The 20,016-nt window shown below is 65.1% G+C and carries 18 protein-coding genes and 1 pseudogene; 10 read left to right on the top strand and 9 right to left on the bottom strand.

Going from position 1 to position 20,016, the window contains the following annotated elements:
• Positions 1-39 precede the first annotated feature (39 nt).
• Positions 40-2,190, top strand: a complete 2,151-nt coding sequence (locus HU738_RS04150; RefSeq protein WP_186601079.1) for a TonB-dependent receptor — start codon at positions 40-42, stop codon at positions 2,188-2,190.
• Between the two features lie 44 nt (positions 2,191-2,234).
• On the opposite strand, the gene HU738_RS04145 is transcribed toward HU738_RS04150, so the two are convergent.
• Genes HU738_RS04145 through HU738_RS04130 form a run of 4 tightly spaced genes read right to left on the bottom strand, consistent with a single transcriptional unit; the run spans position 2,235 to position 5,076 of the window.
• Positions 2,235-2,969 (bottom strand): amino acid ABC transporter ATP-binding protein, encoded by a 735-nt coding sequence (locus tag HU738_RS04145; RefSeq protein WP_054886390.1) that lies wholly within the window; start codon positions 2,967-2,969, stop codon positions 2,235-2,237.
• Positions 2,956-3,606, bottom strand: coding sequence for an amino acid ABC transporter permease (locus HU738_RS04140; protein ID WP_176509028.1), 651 nt, complete (start codon positions 3,604-3,606; stop codon positions 2,956-2,958). Before HU738_RS04140 ends, HU738_RS04145 begins: the two co-directional genes overlap by 14 nt.
• Complete coding sequence (locus tag HU738_RS04135; protein ID WP_054886392.1) at positions 3,603-4,268, bottom strand: amino acid ABC transporter permease; 666 nt, start codon at positions 4,266-4,268, stop codon at positions 3,603-3,605. Before HU738_RS04135 ends, HU738_RS04140 begins: the two co-directional genes overlap by 4 nt.
• 22 nt (positions 4,269-4,290) lie before the next feature.
• A complete protein-coding gene (locus tag HU738_RS04130) occupies positions 4,291-5,076 on the bottom strand; it encodes a transporter substrate-binding domain-containing protein (protein ID WP_176508961.1) in 786 nt (261 codons plus the stop codon).
• A gap of 277 nt (positions 5,077-5,353) precedes the next feature.
• On the opposite strand from HU738_RS04130, the gene HU738_RS04125 reads away from it, so the two are divergent.
• From HU738_RS04125 to HU738_RS04115, 3 genes and pseudogenes are all read left to right on the top strand, one after another.
• A complete protein-coding gene (locus HU738_RS04125) occupies positions 5,354-6,043 on the top strand; it encodes a FadR/GntR family transcriptional regulator (RefSeq protein ID WP_186601078.1) in 690 nt (229 codons plus the stop codon).
• A gap of 156 nt (positions 6,044-6,199) precedes the next feature.
• Entirely contained in the window at positions 6,200-7,534 is a 1,335-nt protein-coding gene (locus HU738_RS04120; RefSeq protein ID WP_186601077.1) for an MFS transporter, read from the top strand.
• Positions 7,535-7,775: 241 nt separating this feature from the next.
• A pseudogene (locus tag HU738_RS04115) lies at positions 7,776-8,231 on the top strand (REP-associated tyrosine transposase).
• Positions 8,232-8,436: 205 nt separating this feature from the next.
• Here HU738_RS04115 and HU738_RS04110 read toward each other — a convergent pair.
• From HU738_RS04110 to HU738_RS04100, 3 genes are read right to left on the bottom strand one after another with little or no spacing between them, the layout of a single operon-like run.
• Positions 8,437-11,574 carry a CusA/CzcA family heavy metal efflux RND transporter gene (locus tag HU738_RS04110; RefSeq protein ID WP_186601076.1) on the bottom strand — a complete coding sequence of 1,046 codons (3,138 nt, stop codon included), beginning with the start codon at positions 11,572-11,574 and terminating at the stop codon, positions 8,437-8,439.
• Between the two features lie 16 nt (positions 11,575-11,590).
• Positions 11,591-12,802, bottom strand: a complete 1,212-nt coding sequence (locus HU738_RS04105) for an efflux RND transporter periplasmic adaptor subunit (protein ID WP_186601075.1) — start codon at positions 12,800-12,802, stop codon at positions 11,591-11,593.
• Entirely contained in the window at positions 12,795-14,048 is a 1,254-nt protein-coding gene (locus HU738_RS04100; RefSeq protein WP_186601074.1) for a TolC family protein, read from the bottom strand. Before HU738_RS04100 ends, HU738_RS04105 begins: the two co-directional genes overlap by 8 nt.
• A gap of 216 nt (positions 14,049-14,264) precedes the next feature.
• On the opposite strand from HU738_RS04100, the gene aroQ reads away from it, so the two are divergent.
• On the top strand, positions 14,265-14,714 hold the full coding sequence (aroQ, locus tag HU738_RS04095; protein WP_176508967.1) for a type II 3-dehydroquinate dehydratase: 450 nt from the start codon (positions 14,265-14,267) through the stop codon (positions 14,712-14,714).
• A complete protein-coding gene (locus tag HU738_RS04090) occupies positions 14,711-15,559 on the top strand; it encodes a shikimate dehydrogenase (RefSeq protein ID WP_186601073.1) in 849 nt (282 codons plus the stop codon). The genes aroQ and HU738_RS04090 overlap by 4 nt, the downstream gene beginning before the upstream one ends.
• Positions 15,560-15,673: 114 nt before the next feature.
• Here HU738_RS04090 and HU738_RS04085 read toward each other — a convergent pair whose 3' ends face one another.
• Complete coding sequence (locus tag HU738_RS04085; protein WP_186601072.1) at positions 15,674-16,213, bottom strand: thioredoxin family protein; 540 nt, start codon at positions 16,211-16,213, stop codon at positions 15,674-15,676.
• A complete protein-coding gene (locus HU738_RS04080) occupies positions 16,203-16,478 on the bottom strand; it encodes a DUF2790 domain-containing protein (RefSeq protein ID WP_186601071.1) in 276 nt (91 codons plus the stop codon). The genes HU738_RS04085 and HU738_RS04080 overlap by 11 nt, the downstream gene beginning before the upstream one ends.
• 221 nt (positions 16,479-16,699) lie before the next feature.
• On the opposite strand from HU738_RS04080, the gene HU738_RS04075 reads away from it, so the two are divergent.
• From HU738_RS04075 to HU738_RS04060, 4 genes are all read left to right on the top strand, one after another.
• A complete protein-coding gene (locus tag HU738_RS04075; protein ID WP_176508971.1) occupies positions 16,700-17,440 on the top strand; it encodes a response regulator in 741 nt (246 codons plus the stop codon).
• Entirely contained in the window at positions 17,437-18,720 is a 1,284-nt protein-coding gene (locus tag HU738_RS04070; protein ID WP_186601070.1) for a sensor histidine kinase, read from the top strand. The genes HU738_RS04075 and HU738_RS04070 overlap by 4 nt, the downstream gene beginning before the upstream one ends.
• A 141-nt stretch (positions 18,721-18,861) precedes the next feature.
• Positions 18,862-19,482, top strand: a complete 621-nt coding sequence (locus HU738_RS04065) for a ferric reductase-like transmembrane domain-containing protein (RefSeq protein ID WP_186601069.1) — start codon at positions 18,862-18,864, stop codon at positions 19,480-19,482.
• 15 nt (positions 19,483-19,497) lie between these two features.
• Entirely contained in the window at positions 19,498-19,986 is a 489-nt protein-coding gene (locus HU738_RS04060; RefSeq protein WP_186601068.1) for an HvfX family Cu-binding RiPP maturation protein, read from the top strand.
• Positions 19,987-20,016: the final 30 nt, after the last annotated feature.

Raw genomic sequence — 20,016 nt, 5'->3', positions numbered from 1 at the left:
CGCCGTCAGCCATGACCTTTGCGTGGACGACCTAACAACATGCTTCGCAATACCTCCCTGGTGCTCCTCATGGGCACCTGCACCTTCGCCTGGGCGGACGATGCCGCCGTCGAACTCAACGCCACCACCATCGACGGCGAGCGCGATGCGCCCTCCGGCGTGCAACTCGACCAGCCGATCAGCACCGGCTCGCGGCTGGGCCTGACGGCGCGGGAAACACCCGCCTCGGTGAGCGTCTCGGACCGGCGCATCATCGAGGAACGCGGCGCCAAGGACAGCCAGGACGTGATCAACGCCATGACCGGCGTCAACGCGTCGGCCAACCCGGGCTACGGCGGTTTCGTCAGCTACCGCGGCTTTACCCAGAACCAGGTGACCCAGCTGTTCAACGGCATCAACCTTGGCTACAGCAGCGCCACCCGGCCTGTGGACGCCTGGGTGCTGGACCGCGTCGAGCTGCTCGGCGGCCCGTCGTCGTTCCTGCATGGCGCAGGCGCAGTGGGCGGCTCGATCAACTACATCACCAAGACCGCCAGCCGCGACCAACAGATCATCGATGGCCGCGTGCGCTATGGCAGTTACGACGACTCGGAAGTGGCTTTCGGCATCAACCAGGCCCTGGCCAGCAACCCGGCCGATGCCCGCCATTTCATGCGCCTGGACTTCAGCCACACCGGCAGCAATGGCTACATCGACCGTAACCCGCGCAAGACCGACAGCCTGGCGGTTTCCCTGCTCAGCGACCTGACGCCCGACCTGACCCACACCCTGGCGCTGGAATATCAGGAGGACCGCGAAGACAGCCCCTACTGGGGCGCGCCGATCCTGCCGGGGCGCAGCACCCTGAAAATCGACAACAGCCGTCGCTTCGAGAACTACAACGTCGCCGATGGCCGCTACGAGCAGCGCGTGCGCTGGCTGCGTTCGCTGCTCGACTACCAGGTCAACGACAGCACCAGCCTGCACAACACCCTCTACCACTACAGCGCCCAGCGCGATTACCGCAACGTCGAGCGCTACAGTTACACCCGCGACGGCAATGTGCAGCGTGCCAGCCCCTACCTGCAGCGCCATGAACAGAGCGTGCTGGGCGAGCGCATGGAACTTCGCCACGACCACCCGCTGTTCGGCCTGGCCAGCCAGTGGTCGCTGGGGCTGGATTACTCGCACATGCGCCAGACCGTCTACCCGCAATCCGGGAGCTGGACCGATGTGGTCGACCCGGACCACTTCGACCCCGGCAGTTTCTACGACATCCCCGGGGTCAACGCCGGCTTGACCAAGCAGCGCCGGCATGTCACCAGCAACCGCGCCGTGTTCGCCGAGAACCGCCTGCAACTGACCGAGCGCCTCGCTCTGCTCACGGCCCTGCGCTACGACTACCTGGACATGGAAGTGACCAACCATGGCGCAGTGACACCGACCTCGCCGGCGTACTTCGAGCGGCGCTGGGAACCGCTGTCCGGGCGCATCGGCCTGACCTACGAACTGACGCCGGCGGCCAGCCTCTACGCCCAATACAGCACCGCCGCCGACCTGCCAGCCGGTTCGCTGGCGGCAGCCACCTACGCCAACGTCGGCACCTTCGACCTGTCCAAGGGCGAGCAGTGGGAAGTCGGCAGCAAATTCGACTTCCTCGAAGGGCGAGGTGCGGCGACCGTGGCCCTGTACCAGATCGTGCGCAAGGACTTTGCCGTGCGCGATTCGAGCAACCCCAACCTGACGGTCCAGGCCGGGCAGCAGACCTCACGCGGCATCGAGTTGTCCGGGCGGCTGCAAGTCACGCCGAAGCTGCTGGCCGAGGGCAACTACGCCTATGTCGACGCGCAGTACGACGCGTTCAACGAAGCGGTCAACGGCGTATCGGTGTCGCGCAAGGGCAATGCCCCGGTCAACGTGCCGGCCAATGTCGCCAACCTGTGGCTGACCTACAGCTTCACCTCGGCCTGGTCGGCGGGGGTGGATGCCCGCTATGTCGGCTCGGTGTACGCCGACAACGCCAACACCCTCAAGGCGCCGGCCTATACCTTGTTCGGCAGCTTTGCCCGCTACCGGCTGGATGAACACACCACCATTACCGGGCGGGTGCGCAACCTGACCGATGAGGTGTATGCCAAGCAGGCCTATGGACTGCAGTACTACATGGGGGCGCCGCGGACCTTCGAGGTAGTGGTGGACGTGCGCTTCTGACACTGGCTGTGCGCCAAGGCAGTGGGGCTGCATCGCCCCTGCTGCTAAGCCGAGGCCACCGCGCCAATGAAATTGGCCAGTTCGGCCGTCTGCGGAGCGGCGAATACCTCGCGAGGGTTGCCCACCTCATGCACCTTGCCGTGGTGCATGAACACCAGCTTGTCGCCCACTTCCCGGGCGAAACGCATTTCGTGAGTGACCATGATCAGGGTCATGCCCTCGCTGGCCAGTTGACGCACCACGCCCAGCACCTCGTTGACCAGTTCAGGGTCGAGCGCCGAGGTGATCTCGTCGCACAGCAGCACCTTGGGTGACATTGCCAGGGCCCTGGCAATGGCCACGCGCTGCTGCTGGCCGCCAGAAAGCCGGTCGGGGAAGGCATCGAACTTCTCCGCCAGGCCCACCCGTGCCAGCATCTGTTCGGCCAGTTGGCGTGCTTCGCTGCGGCTGGCCTTCTTCACCACCTGCGGCGCAAGCATCACATTCTCGCCGACGCTCAGGTGCGGAAACAGATTGAACTGCTGGAACACCATGCCCACCTTCTGGCGCAAGGCGCGCAGGTCGGCGCGGCTGGCGTCGAGGTATTCGCCATCGACTTCGATGACGCCGTCGCTGATCGACTCCAGGCCATTGAGGGTGCGCAGCAAGGTGCTCTTGCCCGAGCCGCTGCGGCCGATGATGGCCACCACCTCGCCCTCCTCGATGCTCAGGTCGACGCCCTTGAGCACGTGATTGTCGCCATAGTACTTGTGCAATGCAGACACTCTAAGCAGGGGCATGCAGCCTCCTTTCCAGGTAACGGGCGCTCAGCGAGAGCGGATAGCAGAGAACGAAGTAACCCAGCGCGACCAGGCCGTAGACCATGAACGGCTCGAAGGTGGCGTTGGCCAACATGCCGCCGGTCTTGGTCAGCTCGGTAAAGCCGATGATCGAGGTCACCGCCGTGCCCTTGACCACCTGCACCGAGAAGCCCACGGTCGGGGCGACGGCAATGCGCAGTGCCTGGGGCAGGATGACGTGGCGCAGTTGCTCCAGGCGGCTCAGCGCCAGGCTGCCGGAGGCCTCCCACTGGCCACGCGGGATGGCTTCGACGCAACCGCGCCAGATTTCAGCGAGAAAGGCGCTGGTGAACAGGGTCAAGGCAATGGCCGCTGCCATCCAGGCCGACACATCGAGGCCGAACAGGGCAATGCCGAAGAACACCATGAACAGCTGCATCAACAGCGGGGTGCCCTGGAACAGCTCGATGTAGCCCCGCGCCAGGCCGCGCCACAGCGGCTGCTCGGAGAGCCGCCCGACCAGCACCAACAGCCCGGCCAGGCCACCGCAGACGAAGGCCACCAACGACAGCAGCAAGGTCCACTGCAGGCCGACCAGCAGGTTGCGCAGGATGTCCCAGAAGGTGAAGTCCATCAGCGTCTCCCCATCAGCAGGCGCTGCCCCAGCCAGGCCAGCGACTGGCGCAGGAGAATGGCCATCAGCAGGTACAACGCGGTGGTTAGCAAGTACGTTTCGAACGCGCGGAAGTTGCGCGACTGGATGAAGTTGGCAGCGAACGACAGCTCCTCGGTGGCGATCTGCGAACAAACCGCCGAGCCGAGCATGACGATCACGATCTGGCTGGACAGTGCCGGCCAGACCTTGGCCAGCGCTGGCCGCAGCACCACATGGCGGAACGCCTCGAAGCGGTTCATGGCCAAGGCCGCCGCAGCCTCCAGCTGCCCCTTGGGGATGGCCTGGATACCTGCGCGGATGATCTCCGTGGAATAGGCGCCCAGGTTGACCACCATGGCCAGCACCGCCGCCTGCCATTCGCTCAGGCGAATGCCCAGCGCGGGCAGGCCGAAGAAAATGAAGAACAGCTGGACGATGAAGGGCGTGTTGCGGATCAGCTCCACATAGAGGCCGAACAGCGTGTCGAACGGCCGCACGTGCCAGGCGCGCACACCGGCACCCAGTACGCCGATGGCCACGCCCAGCAAGGTGCCGACCGCCGTCAGCTGCAGGGTGAACCAGGCGCCCTTGAGCAGCAGGTCGGCCTGGGCCAACACAGGAGCGAAATCGAATTCATAGGCCATGGTGACAGGCTCCAGGCGCCGCTCAGAGGTCAGCCGGCAGCGGCTGTTTCAACCATTTTTCCGCGTTGCGGTTCAGGCTGCCGTCCGCCTTGGCGGCCTCCAGCGTGGCGTTGACCTTGTCCATCAGCGCTGGCTCGTTCTTGGCCATCCCCACGTAGACCGGCGAATCCTTGAGCTTGACCTTGACCACCGGCACCTTGGCCGGGTTTTTCTCGGCGATCGCCGCCATCACCACGCTGCCACTGGCGATCAGCTCGACCTGCCCGGAGAGGTAGGCGGCGATGGTCGAGTTGTTGTCCTCGAAGCGCTTGATCACCGCGCCCTTGGGCGCCACGGCGCTGAGTTCCATGTCTTCGATCGAGCCGCGGGTGACGCTGATGGTTTTGCCGGCGATCGCGTCGATCCCGGCGATGGCCACGTCGGCCGGGCCGAACACGGCCAGGTAGAACGGTGCGTAGGGGCGGGAGAAATCGATGACGGCGGCACGCTCGGGGTTCTTGCCCAGGCTGGAGATCACCAGGTCGACCTTGCCGGTGGTCAGAAACGGAATGCGGTTGGTGCTATTGACCGGCGTCAGCGCCAGTTTCACCCCGAGCTTGTCGGCCAGCAGCTGGGCGGTGTCGATGTCCAGGCCTCGAGGCTTGAGGTCGGGGCCGACCGAACCGAAAGGCGGGAAGTCTTGCGGCACCGCCACTTTGAGCACGCCACGGGCGCTGATGTCGGCCAGCGCATCGGCCTGCGCGCCTGGCAACGCCAGGGCGCCGCCGCAGAACAGAGTGGCCAGGAACAGGGGGCGGAATATCTTCATCGGATGGCCTCGCAAGCATTCAGGAAGTGGACTGCCGCCAGGGCAGTGCACGGGCCATGCCAGAGTGCGCCCGGGCACATCACGAAGCGGTGGAAAGCGCGCACTGAACGGTCTTACTGGTCTGAACAGTTGCCCGTCGGCCGCCCGCGTTGCCGAGGGCACGCCCCGCTTTCGTGCAGCCGGGCACTACGCTGCGCCAGGGCGGAGCAGCACTTGCCAGCGCAAGGCAATCGCCGTAAAAAGCCAAAGTCATCGCCCTCCGACCGGTCTGAACAGCATGCTCGATACCCTCCCCCGCGCCGTCCCCGAACAGGCCCTGCAAGGCATTCGCAAGCTGATCGACGAAGGCACCTATCAACCCGGCGATGCCCTGCCCTCGCAACGTGACCTTGCCGAGCAACTGGGGGTGAGCCGGGCATCGCTGCGTGAAGCGCTGTCGTCGCTCAGTGCCCTGGGGCTGGTCAGCGTGCAACCGGGCAAGGGTGTGTTCGTGCAAGCGCCGGTGCCTGCAGCCTCGACGTTTGCCTGGCCTTATGCCGAGCAGGTGTCCGCCAGTGACACCTTCCAGTTGCGTTACGCCCTGGAAGGCTTCGCCGCCGGGCAGGCGGCACTGGCCCTGACCGCAGATGACATCGATCGCCTGGAGGAAAATGTCGAGGCGATGCACCGGGAGTTGCGCGCGGGCCGCTTCGAAGCCGCGGCCCGGCTGGACTTCGCGTTCCACCAGCGGTTGCTGCAAGCCTGCGGCAACCAGGCGATGCTGCAGGTGATCACGGCGAGCCAGGAGATCTTCCTCGAGAGCCAGAAGCTGCCCTTCATTCGCCCGGAACGCGCCCTGGAAACCTGGCAGGAGCACCGCAAGATCCTCCGCGCCCTGAGCCGCCGCTCGCAGGCGGCCGCGCAGAAGGCGATGCAGGAGCACATCCGCAACGCGGCCTCGCGCACCGGCGTGGTGTTTACGGTGTAGCGCCGGCCCGTTGCGGTCGTAACAGGCATCCCGATGTCGCCCTGAACGATGCGCCCGCCCCCGCTGACCCGGTCTACTGGCCCTTGATAACAACGATGGCGCGCCTGAGCGCGCCACATTCATCCAGGCTGCCTATGGAAACCGGAGAGCTTCCGTATGTCTGCATCGCATGAGGTATCCCCCGCCACCCTGCGCAGGGTCATCGCCGCTTCGGCCATCGGCAACTTCGTCGAATGGTTCGACTTCGCCGTCTATGGCTTCCTCGCCACGCTGATTGCCGGGCAGTTCTTCGCCAGCGAAGATGCCAGCGTCGCCTTGCTCAAGACCTTCGCCGTGTTTGCCGTGGCCTTCGCCTTGCGCCCGCTGGGCGGTATCGTGTTCGGCGCACTGGGCGACCGCCTGGGGCGCAAGCGCATCCTGTCGCTGACCATCCTGCTGATGGCCGGCTCCACCACCTTGATCGGCCTGCTGCCGACCTATGCCAGCATCGGCCTTGCCGCGCCGGCACTGCTGACCCTGGCGCGCTGCCTGCAAGGCTTCTCGGCCGGCGGCGAATATGCCGGCGCCTGCGCCTACCTGATGGAACATGCGCCACGCAACAGGCGTGCGTTCTACGGCAGCTTCGTGCCTGTGTCGACCTTCTCGGCCTTTGCCTGCGCGGCGGTCATCGCCTATGGTCTGGAGGCCAGCCTGTCGGCCGAAGCCATGACCGCCTGGGGCTGGCGCATCCCGTTCCTGGTGGCCGCGCCGCTGGGCCTGGTGGGCTTGTACCTGCGCTGGCGCATGGAGGAAACCCCGGCGTTTCGCGAGGCCGTCGCCCAAGGCAAGGAACATGAACATTCACCGCTCAAGGAAACCCTGCGCAACCACGGCCGGGCGATCCGGAACCTGGGCATGTTCATTTCGCTGACAGCGCTGTCGTTCTACATGTTCACCACCTACTTCGCCACCTACCTGCAGCTGGTCGGCAACCTGACCCGTGCCCAGTCGCTGCTGGTGACCACCGTGGCGCTGCTGTTCGCTGCGGTCGGTTGCCCGCTGGCCGGGGCCTTCTCGGACCGGGTCGGGCGGCGCAAGACCATCGGCTTTACCTGCCTGTGGGTGATGGTCTGCGTATTCCCCGCTTACTGGCTGGCCAGTTCCGGTTCGATGTCGGGGGCGCTGCTGGGGGTGATCCTTCTGGCGGTGGGAGCGCTGTGCAGTGGTGTGGTGACCGCGGCGCTGCTGTCGGAGAGCTTCCCTACGCGGACCCGCTACACCGCTTCGGCGATTACCTACAACGTGGCCTACACCGTGTTTGGCGGTACTGCGCCGCTGGTGGCGACCTGGTTGATCGGGCAGACCGGCAGCAGCCTGGCGCCGGCGTTCTACCTGGTGGTGATCGCGCTGGTGGCGCTGGTGGGGGGGCTGGCGTTGCCGGAGACATCGCGGATCTCGTTGCATGATGAAGCCGCAAATGATCTGAGCACTCAGGTCCGCACTTCGGCCTGAGTCACTCTGGGCCGCTTTGCGGCCCTTTCCGACAGGTCCGGCAAGGCCGCACAGGGGGTACGCGATCTCTCTGGGAGCAACTGTATTGCTCAGTTTCCAAAAATCGGCGCGATCCCTGTGGGAGCGGGCTTGCCCCGCGAAAGGGCCGGTGATGGCACCAATATTTTGCAAACAGTTCGCCAAATGCCCAACCGGCACATCACCTAGTGTTGCCCTTGAAACTTCTTCAAGGGAACAACACATGGAATGTGCCCACTCCCATCTCCTGCGCCGTGGTCGTTTCTCTCAACCCGGTGGCTTGTATTTACTGACAACAGTCACTCACCAGCGAAAGCGCATCTTCACCCATATGCGTTTCGCCCGCGCAGTGATACTTCAGATGCGCCAGGCAGAAAGAGACGGCTTGTGCCAGTCCCTGGCCTGAGTGGTCATGCCCGACCATATACATTGGCTGATTGAACTGCGGACTGACACCTTGAGTTGCTTGATGCGGCAGTTCAAATCACGCAGCAGCCATGCGCTGTATCAAGCAGGTATGCCGCGCAAAAAGATCTGGCAGCCAGGCTATCAAGACCGGGCGTTGCGCCGGGAAGAGAGTGTGCTGCAAGTAGCGAGGTACATCATTGCCAATCCGATCAGAGCAGGTTTGGTCAGGCATGCTAGGGATTACCCGAATTGGGATGCGATCTGGGTATGACGCACCGGCCTGTTCGCGGGACAAGCCCGCTCCCACAGGTTCATAACCGATCTTCAGACTGTGATCAGCCTGCAGCAGCTCAGCTCCATCACCCAACTTCAGGCTGTGGTCAGCCTGAAAGAGCTCAGATCCATCATTCAACTCAGGCTATGGTAAGCCTGTGGGCCTTGTGTCGCGAAAGGGCCGCAAAGCGGCCCTGGCGATTTCAATCCTCTTCGCGTCTGTATGCCCATTGATACAAGGCCGGCAACACCAGCAAGGTCAACGCCGTCGACGACAGAATCCCGCCTATCACCACCGTCGCCAGCGGGCGCTGGACCTCGGCGCCGGTCCCGGTAGCCAAGGCCATCGGAATGAACCCCAGCGACGCCACCAAGGCGGTCATCAGCACCGGCCGCAAGCGCGTCAACGCCCCCTCCTCGACCGCCGCACGCACACCACGCCCTTGCTCGCGCAGGTTGCGGATGAAGGCAATCATTACCAGGCCATTGAGCACCGCTACACCCGACAAGGCAATGAAACCCACCCCGGCAGAAATCGACAGCGGAATCTCGCGAAGCCACAGCGCCAGCACCCCGCCGGTCAAGGCAAACGGAATCCCGGTGAACACCAGCAGGCCGTCCTTGAGGTTGTTGAACATCATCAGCAGCAAAGCCATCACCAGCAACAGCGCTACCGGCACCACCACCCGCAAGCGCTCGGCCGCCGACTGCAGCTGCTCGAACTGGCCGCCCCAGCGGGTCCAGTAACCCGGCGGGATCTGTACCTGCGCAAGCAATGTCTGTTCGGCCTGTTCGACGAACGAACCCAGGTCGCGCCCACGCACGTTGGCGCTGACCACCACCACGCGCTTGCCATCTTCGCGACTGACCTGATTCGGCCCCAACTGCAGGTTCAACGTGGCCACCTGCGCCAGCGCGATGAAGCCGATCCGCGCCGCGCCGGCCGCCGCGCTGGCGGGCACCGGAATCAGCAGGCTGCCCAGGCCATCGACATCGGTCCGCAGGGTTTCGGGCAGGCGCACCACCATCTCGAAGCGGCGATCGCCCTGGTACACCGTGCCCGCCGTGCGCCCGCCGACGGCAATGGCGATGGCGTCCTGCACGTCGCCCACATTCAGGCCATGGCGGGCAGCCTTGTCGCGATCGATATCAATGGTCAGTACCGGCAGGCCGGTGGTCTGCTCGACCTTCACCTCCGAGGCGCCCGGTACCTGTTGCAGGCTGCTGGCGATCTGCGCGGCGGTACGGTTGAGCACGTCCATGTCATCCCCGAACACCTTCACCGCCACATCGCTGCGCACGCCGGAGATCAGCTCGTTGAAGCGCAACTGGATCGGCTGCGACAGCTCGTAGTTGCTGCCCGGCACGCTGGCAGCAGCGCGCTGCACCTCGGCAATCAGTTCCGCGCGGGGCTTGCCGGGGTCCGCCCACTGCTCGCGCGGGCGCAGCATCACGTAGGCATCGGAGATGTTCGGCGGCATCGGGTCGGAGGCGATCTCGGCAGTGCCGGTGCGGGCAAACACCCGCTGCACTTCCGGCACCTGGGCGATGATGGCCTGCTCCAGGCGCTGCTGCATGTCCACCGACTGCGACAGGCTGGTACCTGGCACACGCAGCGCCTGCAAGGCAAAATCACCTTCGCTGAGGCTGGGGATGAACTCGCTGCCCAGGCGGCTGGCCATGACCCCGGACAGCAGCACCAGCCCGGCGACGGTGGTGAACGCCAGCTTGCGCCGGCCCAGCACCCAGTTGAGCACCGGTGCGTAGCGCAGGCGGGCGGTGCGCATGAGCACGCCCTCTTCCTCCTTGACCTTGCCGGTGACGAACAGCGCGATAGCGGCCGGCACGAAGGTCACCGAAAGGATCATGGCACCCAGCAGCGCCATCACCACGGTGAAGGCCATCGGGTGGAACATCTTGCCCTCGACCCCGGTCAGGGCAAAGATCGGCAGGTACACCACCATGATGATCAACTGCCCGTAGATCAGCGGCCGGCGCGCCTCACGGGCGGCGGCGAACACCTCGTGGAAGCGTTCGGCACGGGTCAGCATGCGGCCATGGCGCTGCTGCGCATGGGCCAGGCGGCGGATGGCGTTTTCAACGATCACCACCGCACCATCGACGATGATGCCGAAGTCCAGGGCGCCGAGGCTCATCAGGTTGGCACTGACCTTGTTGCTGAACATGCCGGTGAAGGTGAACAGCATCGACAGCGGGATGACCATGGCAGTGATCAACGCAGCGCGGATGTTGCCCAGGAACAGGAACAGCACGGCAATCACCAGGATCGCGCCTTCGACCAGGTTCTTCTTCACCGTGGCGATGGCCTTTTCGACCAGGTGGGTGCGGTCATAGACCGGGACCGCGACCACGCCCTTGGGCAGGTTGCGGTTGATCTCGGCAAGCTTGTCCGCCACCGCCTGGGACACCGTGCGGCTGTTCTCGCCGATCAGCATGAACACCGTGCCCAGCACCACTTCGCGGCCGTTTTCGGTGGCCGCGCCGGCGCGCAGCTCCTCGCCCAGGCCGACCTGGGCAACATGGCTGACGCGGATGGGCGTGCCATCGACAGTGGAAATGACGATGTTGGCGATGTCTTCGGCCGAGGCCACTTGCCCCGGCGCACGAATCAGCAGCTGCTCACCGTTGCGCTCGATGTAGCCGGCACCCACGTTGGCGTTGTTTCGCTCCAGCGCCCCGATCAGGTCGTTGAGGGTGAGCGTGTAGGCTGCCAGGCGCTTCGGGTCGGGGGCGATCAGGTACTGCTTGGCGTGGCCGCCGATGCTGTTGACCTCGGCGACGCCGGGCACGTTGCGCAACTGCGGCTTGATGATCCAGTCCTGGATCACCCGCAGGTCAGTCGCCGTGTAAGGCGTGCCATCGTCCTTGAGCGCACCCTGCTCGGCCTCCACCGTCCACAGGAAGATTTCCCCCAGCCCCGTGGAGATCGGCCCCATGCCGGCCTCGATGCCTTCGGGCAACTGCTCGCGAGCGACCTGCAGGCGCTCGTTGACCAGTTGCCGGGCGAAGAACAGATCGGTGCCATCGTCAAAGATCACCGTTACCTGCGACAACCCCGAGCGCGACAGCGAGCGGGTCTGTTTCAGGCCCGGCAGGCCTGCCATGGCGGTCTCGATGGCGAAGGTGATGCGCTGCTCGGTCTCCAGCGGCGAATAGCCCGGCGCGGCAGTGTTGACCTGCACCTGGACGTTGGTGATATCCGGCACCGCATCGATCGGCAGTTTCTGATAGCTGTGGATACCCACGGCAGCCATCAGCACCACGGCGAGCATCACCACCAGGCGCTGCTCGATGGCGAATTGGATCAGGCGTTCGAACATGCAAGCATCCCCGCAATCAATGGCTGTGCTCGGCAGAGGCTTTGCCGAGCTCGGACTTGAGGACGAAGCTGCCGGCAGCAGCCACCTGGGTCCCGGCGGCCAGGCCTGAGGTGATCTCTACCTGGCCGGCGTCGCGGCGGCCGGTGGTCACCGGGCGGGCCTCGAAACCTTCGTCGGTGCGGGCGAACACCACGGTCTGCTGCTCCCAGCTCTGCAATGCGCTTTCGGGCACGACGACGGCCGCCTTGAAGCGCTCGACATTGACCCCGATGTTGACCAACAACCCCGGGCGCCAGGCACCACTGGGGTTGGCCAGGGTGACGCGCACGGTGGCGGCGCGGTTCTGCTCGCCGAGCAGGCTGCCGACATAGTTGACCGTGCCTTCGACTTCGGCACCGAGGTCCGGCGCGCTGACGGTCACGCTGCGCCCAGTGGTGACCCTCGCCAGTTCGCGGGGTGCGACAGCGAAGGTCGCCCACACGCGGCTGAGGTCGGACAGGGTGAAGGCGTTGCTGGTCTCGTCGACCACTTCGCCTACGGTCAGGTGCTTCTCCACCACCACCGCGTCGAACGGGGCACGCAACTCGTAGCGGTTACCGGCTCCGGCCGGGCCGACCGCGGCCACCTTCTGCCGGGCATTGGCCAGGGCAATCTCGGCCTCTTGCAAGGCCTGGCGCGCCTGCAGGTAATCCTGCTCGGCGCTGATGCGCTCCTGCCACAGCTGCTGCTCGCGCTGGAAAGTCAGGCGCGCCAGTTCAAGGCGGCGCTGTGCGGCCTGCTGCTCGCTGCGCAAGTCGGAGATCTGCTGGCTGGCGATCACCGCCAGCACCTGGCCGCGCCTGACCGACTGGCCGAGCTCGGCCTGCACCGCTTCGACCACGCCCGGCACCCGTGGCACCACATGGGCCGTGCGGTCTTCATCAAAACGGATCTCGCCGGGGAAGCTGATGGCGCTACCCAGTTCGCGGGGGCCGGCGGTGGTCAGCTGGATGCCGGCTGACGCGATCTGGGCAGTCGACAGGTGCAGTGCGCCTTCCTTTTCCTGATGCGCTTCACCCGCTTCATCAGCGTGACCGTGGCTGTCTTCGCCATGGTCGTCGTGGCGGGGCTCTGCTGGACTGGTTTGGCCTATGCTGGCCTGGCCAAGGTGGCCGGTCCAGGCCAAGCCAACCATGCCGAGAATGGCAATGGCAGCGGCCAGGAGGGCGAATTTGCGGGGGTTAGTCATTGTTGCTCCTGCTGCTCGAAATGTTGCTCAAACCGTCCAGATCGCCGTAGATCCGTTCGACCTGTGCCCGTGCATCGGTTGCCGCGGCCAAGGCCTCGAGGTACAGCCCGCGCGCGTCGATCAAGGTGCGCTGGGCGTCGAGCACGTCGAGGAAAGCGAACTTGCCCATTTCGAAACCACGGGTAGCGGTGTCCACAGCCTGCTGCGCCGACGGCAGGATGGTGTGGTCGTAGGCCTGCACCTCCTGCATCGCCGTGCGCCACTGATCAACGGCGCTGCGGGTTTCGCTGCGCAGGCGCAGTTCAACCGCGTTGCGCAGATCGCGTGCCTGGTCGGCGCGGCGGGCGGCGGCCAGCACGTTGCCCTGGTTACGGTCGAACAACGGCAAGGGCATCGACAGGCCGACCACGTTGACCCGCTCGCGGTCCTCGCGGCTGTACTGGCTGCCGACGCTGACGGTGAGGTTGGGAATTCGCAGGGCCTTTTCCGAGCCCAACGATGCTTCGCCGCGCTCGACCTGGGCCGCGGCCAGGCGCCATTCGGCGGTCCGCTCGAGCTGGCCGAGCAAGGCATCGGCGGAAGGTGCAGCGCCGGGCGACAGGTTGGCCGTCGACAACGTATCGAAAGTCGCCAGCGGGCTGCCGGTCAACCGCGCCAGGGCCTGATATGCCACCGTGCGCTGGGTTTCGGCGCGACGCACCTCGGCCTCGGCCTGGGCCAGTTGAACCTGGGCACGGGTGACCTCCACCGGTGACGACTGGCCGGCCGTGACCCGGCCCTGGACTACCCGCAGGCCACGCTCGGTCAGCGCTTGCGACTGCCGCGCCAGTTCCACCCCGGTCTGCGCACGCAGGGCAGCGTGATACGCCTGGACCACATCGGCGCGCAGGCTATTGCGCTGGCGTTCGAGGTCAAGCTGGGCAATGGCCTGGCCGGCACCGGCCACAGCGATGCGCGCACCGCGCTTGCCGCCCAGTTCCAGTGGCTGGCTGAGCGTGACGGTGCTGGTGCGGGTATCGCGCCGGGTGTCTTCCATTTCCCAGGCCAGTTCAGGGTTGGGGATCAACCCGGCCTGGCGCCGCTCGCCCTCGGCAATGCCGATTTCGCGACCGGCTGCAGCCAGCTCAGGGTTGTTGGCAAAAGCGGCGCTCAACGCCTCGGGCAGGCTCATGCCTGGCCCGGCCTGGGCGCTGGCGGTGGCCGTCAGCAACAGGCCGAGCAAGGCGATCTTGCGGGGGGTGGGCACTTCGAGAGTCCTCGTCGACAAGCGTTGGCGATGGACTGTAAAGAGGGCTGGTTATCGAGGCGGTGGCGCGAACATTACAATTCTGTCACCCGCTGGCTGTGCAGACGGTTCGATAATCGCCCACTTTGCCCCCCCTGCGACACCTGAGCGGATTGACGGAATTAACCACCCGGTACAAACATAGCGGCATTCAACAACAACAAAGCGATGCCCGTCATGAAGCCCCTTATCCTCGTGCTCAATGGCCCCAACCTGAACATGCTGGGAACCCGCGAACCCGCCCAGTATGGCCATGAAACCCTGGCCGACCTGGCCCAGGGTTGCGCCGACACTGCCCACGCCCACGGCCTGGAAATCGAATTTCGCCAGACCAACCATGAAGGCGAACTGATCGACTGGATCCACGCCGCCCGCGGCCGCTGTGCCGGTATCGTGATCAACCCCGGCGCCTGGACCCACACTTCGGTAGCGATTCGCGATGCCCTGGTCGCCAGCGAACTCCCGGTCATCGAGGTACACCTGTCCAACGTGCACAAGCGCGAGCCGTTCCGCCACCTGTCGTTCGTCTCGTCGATTGCCGTGGGGGTTATCTGCGGCCTGGGCAGCCATGGCTACCGCATGGCCCTGAGCCACTTTGCCGAGATGTTCCAGGAGCGCCACGCATGAGCCAGCCCGCCATCCTCGCCGGCCTGATCGGCCGCGGCATCCAGCTTTCGCGCACCCCTGCGCTGCACGAACACGAAGGCGACGCCCAGCACCTGCGTTACCTCTATCGCCTGATCGACGCCGACCAGCTCCAGCTGGAAGACAGCGCCCTGGCGCAGCTGCTCGATGCCGCCCAGCACACCGGCTTCACCGGGCTCAACATCACCTACCCGTTCAAGCAGGCCATCCTGCCGCTGCTCGATGAGCTGTCGGACGAGGCACGTGGCATTGGTGCGGTGAACACCGTTGTGCTCAAGGACGGCAAGCGGGTCGGCCACAACACCGACTGCCTGGGCTTCGCCGAAGGCCTGCGCCGTGGCCTGCCGGATGTGTCACGCCGGCGCGTGGTGCAGATGGGCGCTGGTGGCGCCGGTTCGGCGGTGGCCCATGCGCTGCTGAGCGAAGGGGTCGAGCAACTGGTGCTGTTCGAAGTGGATGCGGCGCGTGCCCAGGCGTTGGTGGATAACCTCAACGGCCATTTCGGCGCGGGTCGCGCGGTGCTTGGCACGGACACCGCGATCGAGGTGGGCGGAGCCGATGGCCTGGTCAATACCACGCCAGTGGGCATGGCCAAGTTGCCAGGCACCCCACTCCCGGTGGAGCTGTTGCACCCGCGCCTGTGGGTGGCTGAAATCATCTATTTCCCGTTGGAGACCGAACTGCTGAAAGCCGCACGGGCACTGGGTTGCCGCACGCTCGATGGCAGCAACATGGCGGTGTTCCAGGCGGTCAAGGCGTTCGAGCTGTTCAGTGGCAAGCAGGCAGATGCCGAGCGGATGCAGGCGCATTTCGCCAGTTTCTCCTGACACACCGTATCAGCCTCTTCGCGGGTAAACCCGCTCCTACAGGTACAGCACCGCCTGTGAAAGGCAGGTGATCCTGTGGGAGCGGGCGCGCCCGCGAAGGGGGCCGCTACCGCTCTACCCTTTCTCATCCAGCAACGCCTTTATCACCTTCTCCTGCCCGGCATAGTCACCCTCGCCAAAGTGCACATGGCGCACCTGCCCCTGCCGGTCGACAAAGTAATGCGCTGGCCAGAACTGGTTACCCCAGGCATTCCACACCTGGTAGTCATTGTCCACCGCGACCGGATACGCGATACCCAGGCTGGCCACCTTGCTCTTCAGCTGGCCGACATCATGCTCGTAGTCATACTCCGGCGTATGCACGCCCACCACCACCAGGCCCTGGTCGGCATAGCGCCGTGCCCAGTCGTTGACGTGCGGCAGGCTGCGCTGGCAGTTGATGCAGTCCCAGGTCCAGAAGTCCACCAGCACCACCTTGCCCTTGAGCGCCGGGGCGTCCAATGGTGGTGAGTTGAGCCATCGGCTGGCGCCCGCCAGCGATGGCATGGCGCCGTAGTTGTCACGAGCCATCAGCTGCCCTCCAGCGAGGCCCAGGCCAACCAGCGCCAAGGCCACACTCGCCACGTTCAGCAGCCGTCGGCGATCAGTTGTCATGGCAACCGCTCGTGGCGTAGCTGCGGTACTCGACGCTCTGATACTGGCCTTGGGAGTCGAGGTAGTCCATGCGTGTCTTGACCGGGCCGCAGGCATTGCGCTGGTCGTCCTTCAGCGACAGCACTTTCTTTACATCCAGATGATCGCCGTAGCGGTACTGCATGACGCTGGCGTCGTTCATGGCTGTGGAACTGGCATGGGCGGCAACGGCACCGAGGCTGAGGACGGCGAACACGCTGGCGCTGGCGATAGTCTTGAAGTTCATGGCATGGTTCCTTGCAACAGTTTGAGAGATGGGGATCAGTGCTCCCCGGTCGAGAGCCATTTCACCGCTGCCAGGTATCTCGTATGTGTCGCGTCAGCCTGTGATCTGCTTCCGCCTGTATCTGTAGCCAGGACAGATACACTGCAATACAAAACCCCACAGGCAAGCCCGCGCGCGCTCGGTACACTGCGCCCACTCCCTCTTGAACAGGAACGCTGCGAATGGAACATGTCGATCACATCCTGATCGTCGACGATGACCGTGAGATCCGCGAGCTGGTCGGCAATTACTTGAAAAAGAGTGGTTTGCGCACCAGCATCGTCGCCGACGGCCGGCAGATGCGCGCCTTCCTGGAGGCCAACAGCGTCGACCTGATCGTCCTCGACATCATGATGCCCGGTGACGACGGCCTGCTGCTGTGCCGCGAACTGCGTGCCGGCAAGCACCGCAACACGCCGGTGTTGATGCTCACCGCGCGCAACGACGAGACCGACCGCATCATCGGCCTGGAGATGGGCGCCGACGACTACCTGACCAAACCGTTCTCCGCCCGCGAACTGCTGGCGCGCATCAATGCCGTGCTGCGCCGCACGCGCATGCTGCCGCCGAACCTGACCATCAGCGAAAGCAGCCGCCTGCTGGCCTTCGGCCAATGGCGCCTGGACACCACCGCCCGCCACCTGCTCGACAGCGAAGGCACCATGGTGGCGCTGAGCGGCGCCGAATACCGCCTGTTGCGGGTGTTCCTCGACCACCCGCAACGGGTGCTCAGCCGCGAGCAGTTGCTGAACCTGACCCAAGGCCGCGAGGCGGACATTTTCGACCGCTCCATCGACCTGCTGGTCAGCCGCCTGCGCCAGCGCCTGGGCGACGACGCCCGGGAGCCAAGCTGCATCAAGACCGTGCGCAGCGAGGGCTATGTGTTCTCGCTGGCTGTGCAACTGCTCGAGTCACCGGCATGAAATGGCCGCGTACCCTCGCCTCGCGCCTGGCACTGATCTTCTTCACCGGGCTGGTGCTCGCCTACGGGCTGTCATTCAGCCTCCAGGCGTACGAGCGCTATATCAGCAGCCGCTCGATGATGCTCAGCAACCTCGAGCAGGATGTGGTCACCTCGGTGGCCATCCTCGACCGCCTGCCCGCTGCTGAGCGCGCAGCCTGGCTGCCGCGGCTGGAGCGCCGCACCTATCGCTACCGACTGGATGAAGGCTTGCCGGGCTCAGCGATGCCAAGCACCGATCCCCCCATGGCTGCCGAATCGATCGTCAAGGCCATCGGTGCCCAGTACCCGCTGACTTTCCAGGACATTCCCGGCCCCAACGCCCACTTCCAGGCCCACCTGCGCCTGGCCGATGGGGCGCCACTGACCATCGATGTCACGCCGGCACCCGTCCCGGTAGCGCGCTGGTTGCCGCTGGTATTGTTGATCCAGCTGGCGGTGCTGCTGTTTTGTACCTGGCTCGCCGTGCGCCTGGCCATCGGGCCTCTTACCCGCCTGGTCCAGGCATTGGACACCCTCGACCCGGACAAGCCCGGCGTGCTGCTGGATGAAAGCGGCCCACGCGAGGTCAAGTACGCCGCCGTGGCGTTCAATGCCCTGCAGGCGCGCATCGCCGCCTACCTCAAAGAGCGCATGCAATTGCTGGCTGCCATTTCCCACGACCTGCAGACACCGATCACGCGCATGAAACTGCGGGTCGAGGTGATGGACGAGGGCGTCGAGAAAGACAAGCTCTGGCATGATCTGGATGCCATGGAGCACCTGGTCCGCGAAGGTGTGGCCTATGCCCGCAGCATGGACATCAACACCGAGGCGCCCTGCCGGATCAACCTCGACGCCTTCCTCGACAGCGTGGTGTTCGACTACCAGGACAGCGGCGCCCAGGTGGAGCGCAACGGCAATACCGGCAGCCTGCTGGAAACCCGCCCGCATGCGTTGCGCCGCGTACTGGTGAACCTGGTGGACAACGCCCTGAAGTTTGCCGGCAAGGCGCAGCTGGAGGTCAGCTGCAATCACGGCAAGACAGTGATCCGGGTGCTCGATGACGGCCCGGGGATACCGCAGGCAGAGCTGGATGAAGTGCTCAAGCCGTTCTACCGCGTGGAAAGCTCGCGCAACCGCAGCACGGGCGGTACCGGCCTGGGGCTGGCCATCGCCCAGCAACTGACCCAGGCCATGGGCGGCAGGCTGACCTTGAGCAACCGAAAAAGCGGCGGGCTATGCGCCCAGATCGAGCTGTAACGACAAACGCGGCGGCCCGCGCGGGCCGTCCTACAGCTTCGGTAACTACAGTCCGATACACAAAGCCGCTTTCACCGACACACTGCAGATACCCATTCCCTACACACTCCCGGTCACACAACGATACTCCGGGAGTCACCCATGAAGCCGCTCACCCTGCCCTCCGGCTGGAAACTGTTCACCGCCCTTGCTGGCCTGACCGTGTTCATGACCGCCGTGGTACTGCTCAGCTACCCGCCCGGTGCGGATGGCCTGCGCAGTGCCATCCGCGCCACTGCACGCAGCTCTTTCGCACTGTTCCTGCTGGCCTTCCTGGCCTCGTCAATGGTCACCTTGCTGCCTGGCATTGGCAGCCGCTGGTTGCTCCGCGAGCGGCGCTACGTGGGCCTGGCCTTCGCCTTTTCGCATACCGTGCATGGCCTGCTGATCTACCGCTACGCCCAGCAATTCCCTGAGCTGTTCTGGGCCGGGCGCACGGTCACCTCGAGCCTGCCCGGCAGCATCGGTTACCTGTTCCTGCTATTGCTCAGCGTGACCTCGTTCAAGGCACCGATGCGCCTGCTCGGCGGTCGCGCCTGGAAAGCCCTGCACAGCACCGGCATGTGGGTATTGGCCGGGGTGTTCTGCCTGTCCTTCTACAAGCGCATCCCCATGGGCGGCTGGTACCCGCTGGCCTTCGCCCTGATGTTCAGCGCCATCGCTTTCAAACTCACCGCCAAGCTGGCCCGGCAGCAACGCCGCAGCGCCTGCGCCCTTTCCTGAAACGAGATGACTACCATGACCACACTGACCCGCACCCTCACGACCTTCGACCGCTTTGGCAGCTGGAGCGCCGACCTGCCTTTGCGGCTGTTCCTGGCCTGGGAGTTTTTCGAGTCCGGCTGGGAGAAATTCAACGGCAGCAACTGGTTCGGCGATTTGCAGGCGAACTTCCCGTTCCCGTTCAATGTACTGCCGGCAGAATTCAACTGGCAGTTGTCGATGTGGGCGGAGCTGCTGCTACCCCTGCTGTTGTTGCTCGGCCTGGGCACGCGTCTGGCATCGGCCGGGCTGATGGTGGTGACCGTGGTGGCGATCGCTGCAGTGCACTGGCCAGCACACTGGTCGAGCCTGGCAGAACTGGCGCAGGGGTACGCCATCACCGACCAGGGCTTTGGCAACTTCAAGCTGCCACTGATCTATCTGGTCGCGCTGCTACCGCTGCTGCTCAAAGGCGCTGGGCGCCTGAGCCTGGACCATTGGCTCAGCAAACGTGTGTTGGGCTGACGGACAAAGGGGCTGCCAAGGCAGCCCCCT

It is taken from the genome of Pseudomonas vlassakiae (assembly GCF_014269035.2).
Lineage (GTDB): Bacteria > Pseudomonadota > Gammaproteobacteria > Pseudomonadales > Pseudomonadaceae > Aquipseudomonas > Aquipseudomonas vlassakiae.
This window is presented reverse-complemented; position numbering and strand designations above follow the sequence as displayed.

Coding starts and splice junctions, on each gene's coding strand:
- HU738_RS04150 (WP_186601079.1), top strand. CDS start 40: ATGCTTCGCAATACCTCCCTGGTGCTCCTCATGGGCACCTGCACCTTC.
- HU738_RS04145 (WP_054886390.1), bottom strand. CDS start 2,969: ATGCCCCTGCTTAGAGTGTCTGCATTGCACAAGTACTATGGCGACAAT.
- HU738_RS04135 (WP_054886392.1), bottom strand. CDS start 4,268: ATGGCCTATGAATTCGATTTCGCTCCTGTGTTGGCCCAGGCCGACCTG.
- HU738_RS04130 (WP_176508961.1), bottom strand. CDS start 5,076: ATGAAGATATTCCGCCCCCTGTTCCTGGCCACTCTGTTCTGCGGCGGC.
- HU738_RS04125 (WP_186601078.1), top strand. CDS start 5,354: ATGCTCGATACCCTCCCCCGCGCCGTCCCCGAACAGGCCCTGCAAGGC.
- HU738_RS04120 (WP_186601077.1), top strand. CDS start 6,200: ATGTCTGCATCGCATGAGGTATCCCCCGCCACCCTGCGCAGGGTCATC.
- HU738_RS04110 (WP_186601076.1), bottom strand. CDS start 11,574: ATGTTCGAACGCCTGATCCAATTCGCCATCGAGCAGCGCCTGGTGGTG.
- HU738_RS04105 (WP_186601075.1), bottom strand. CDS start 12,802: ATGACTAACCCCCGCAAATTCGCCCTCCTGGCCGCTGCCATTGCCATT.
- aroQ (WP_176508967.1), top strand. CDS start 14,265: ATGAAGCCCCTTATCCTCGTGCTCAATGGCCCCAACCTGAACATGCTG.
- HU738_RS04090 (WP_186601073.1), top strand. CDS start 14,711: ATGAGCCAGCCCGCCATCCTCGCCGGCCTGATCGGCCGCGGCATCCAG.
- HU738_RS04085 (WP_186601072.1), bottom strand. CDS start 16,213: ATGACAACTGATCGCCGACGGCTGCTGAACGTGGCGAGTGTGGCCTTG.
- HU738_RS04080 (WP_186601071.1), bottom strand. CDS start 16,478: ATGAACTTCAAGACTATCGCCAGCGCCAGCGTGTTCGCCGTCCTCAGC.
- HU738_RS04075 (WP_176508971.1), top strand. CDS start 16,700: ATGGAACATGTCGATCACATCCTGATCGTCGACGATGACCGTGAGATC.
- HU738_RS04070 (WP_186601070.1), top strand. CDS start 17,437: ATGAAATGGCCGCGTACCCTCGCCTCGCGCCTGGCACTGATCTTCTTC.
- HU738_RS04065 (WP_186601069.1), top strand. CDS start 18,862: ATGAAGCCGCTCACCCTGCCCTCCGGCTGGAAACTGTTCACCGCCCTT.
- HU738_RS04060 (WP_186601068.1), top strand. CDS start 19,498: ATGACCACACTGACCCGCACCCTCACGACCTTCGACCGCTTTGGCAGC.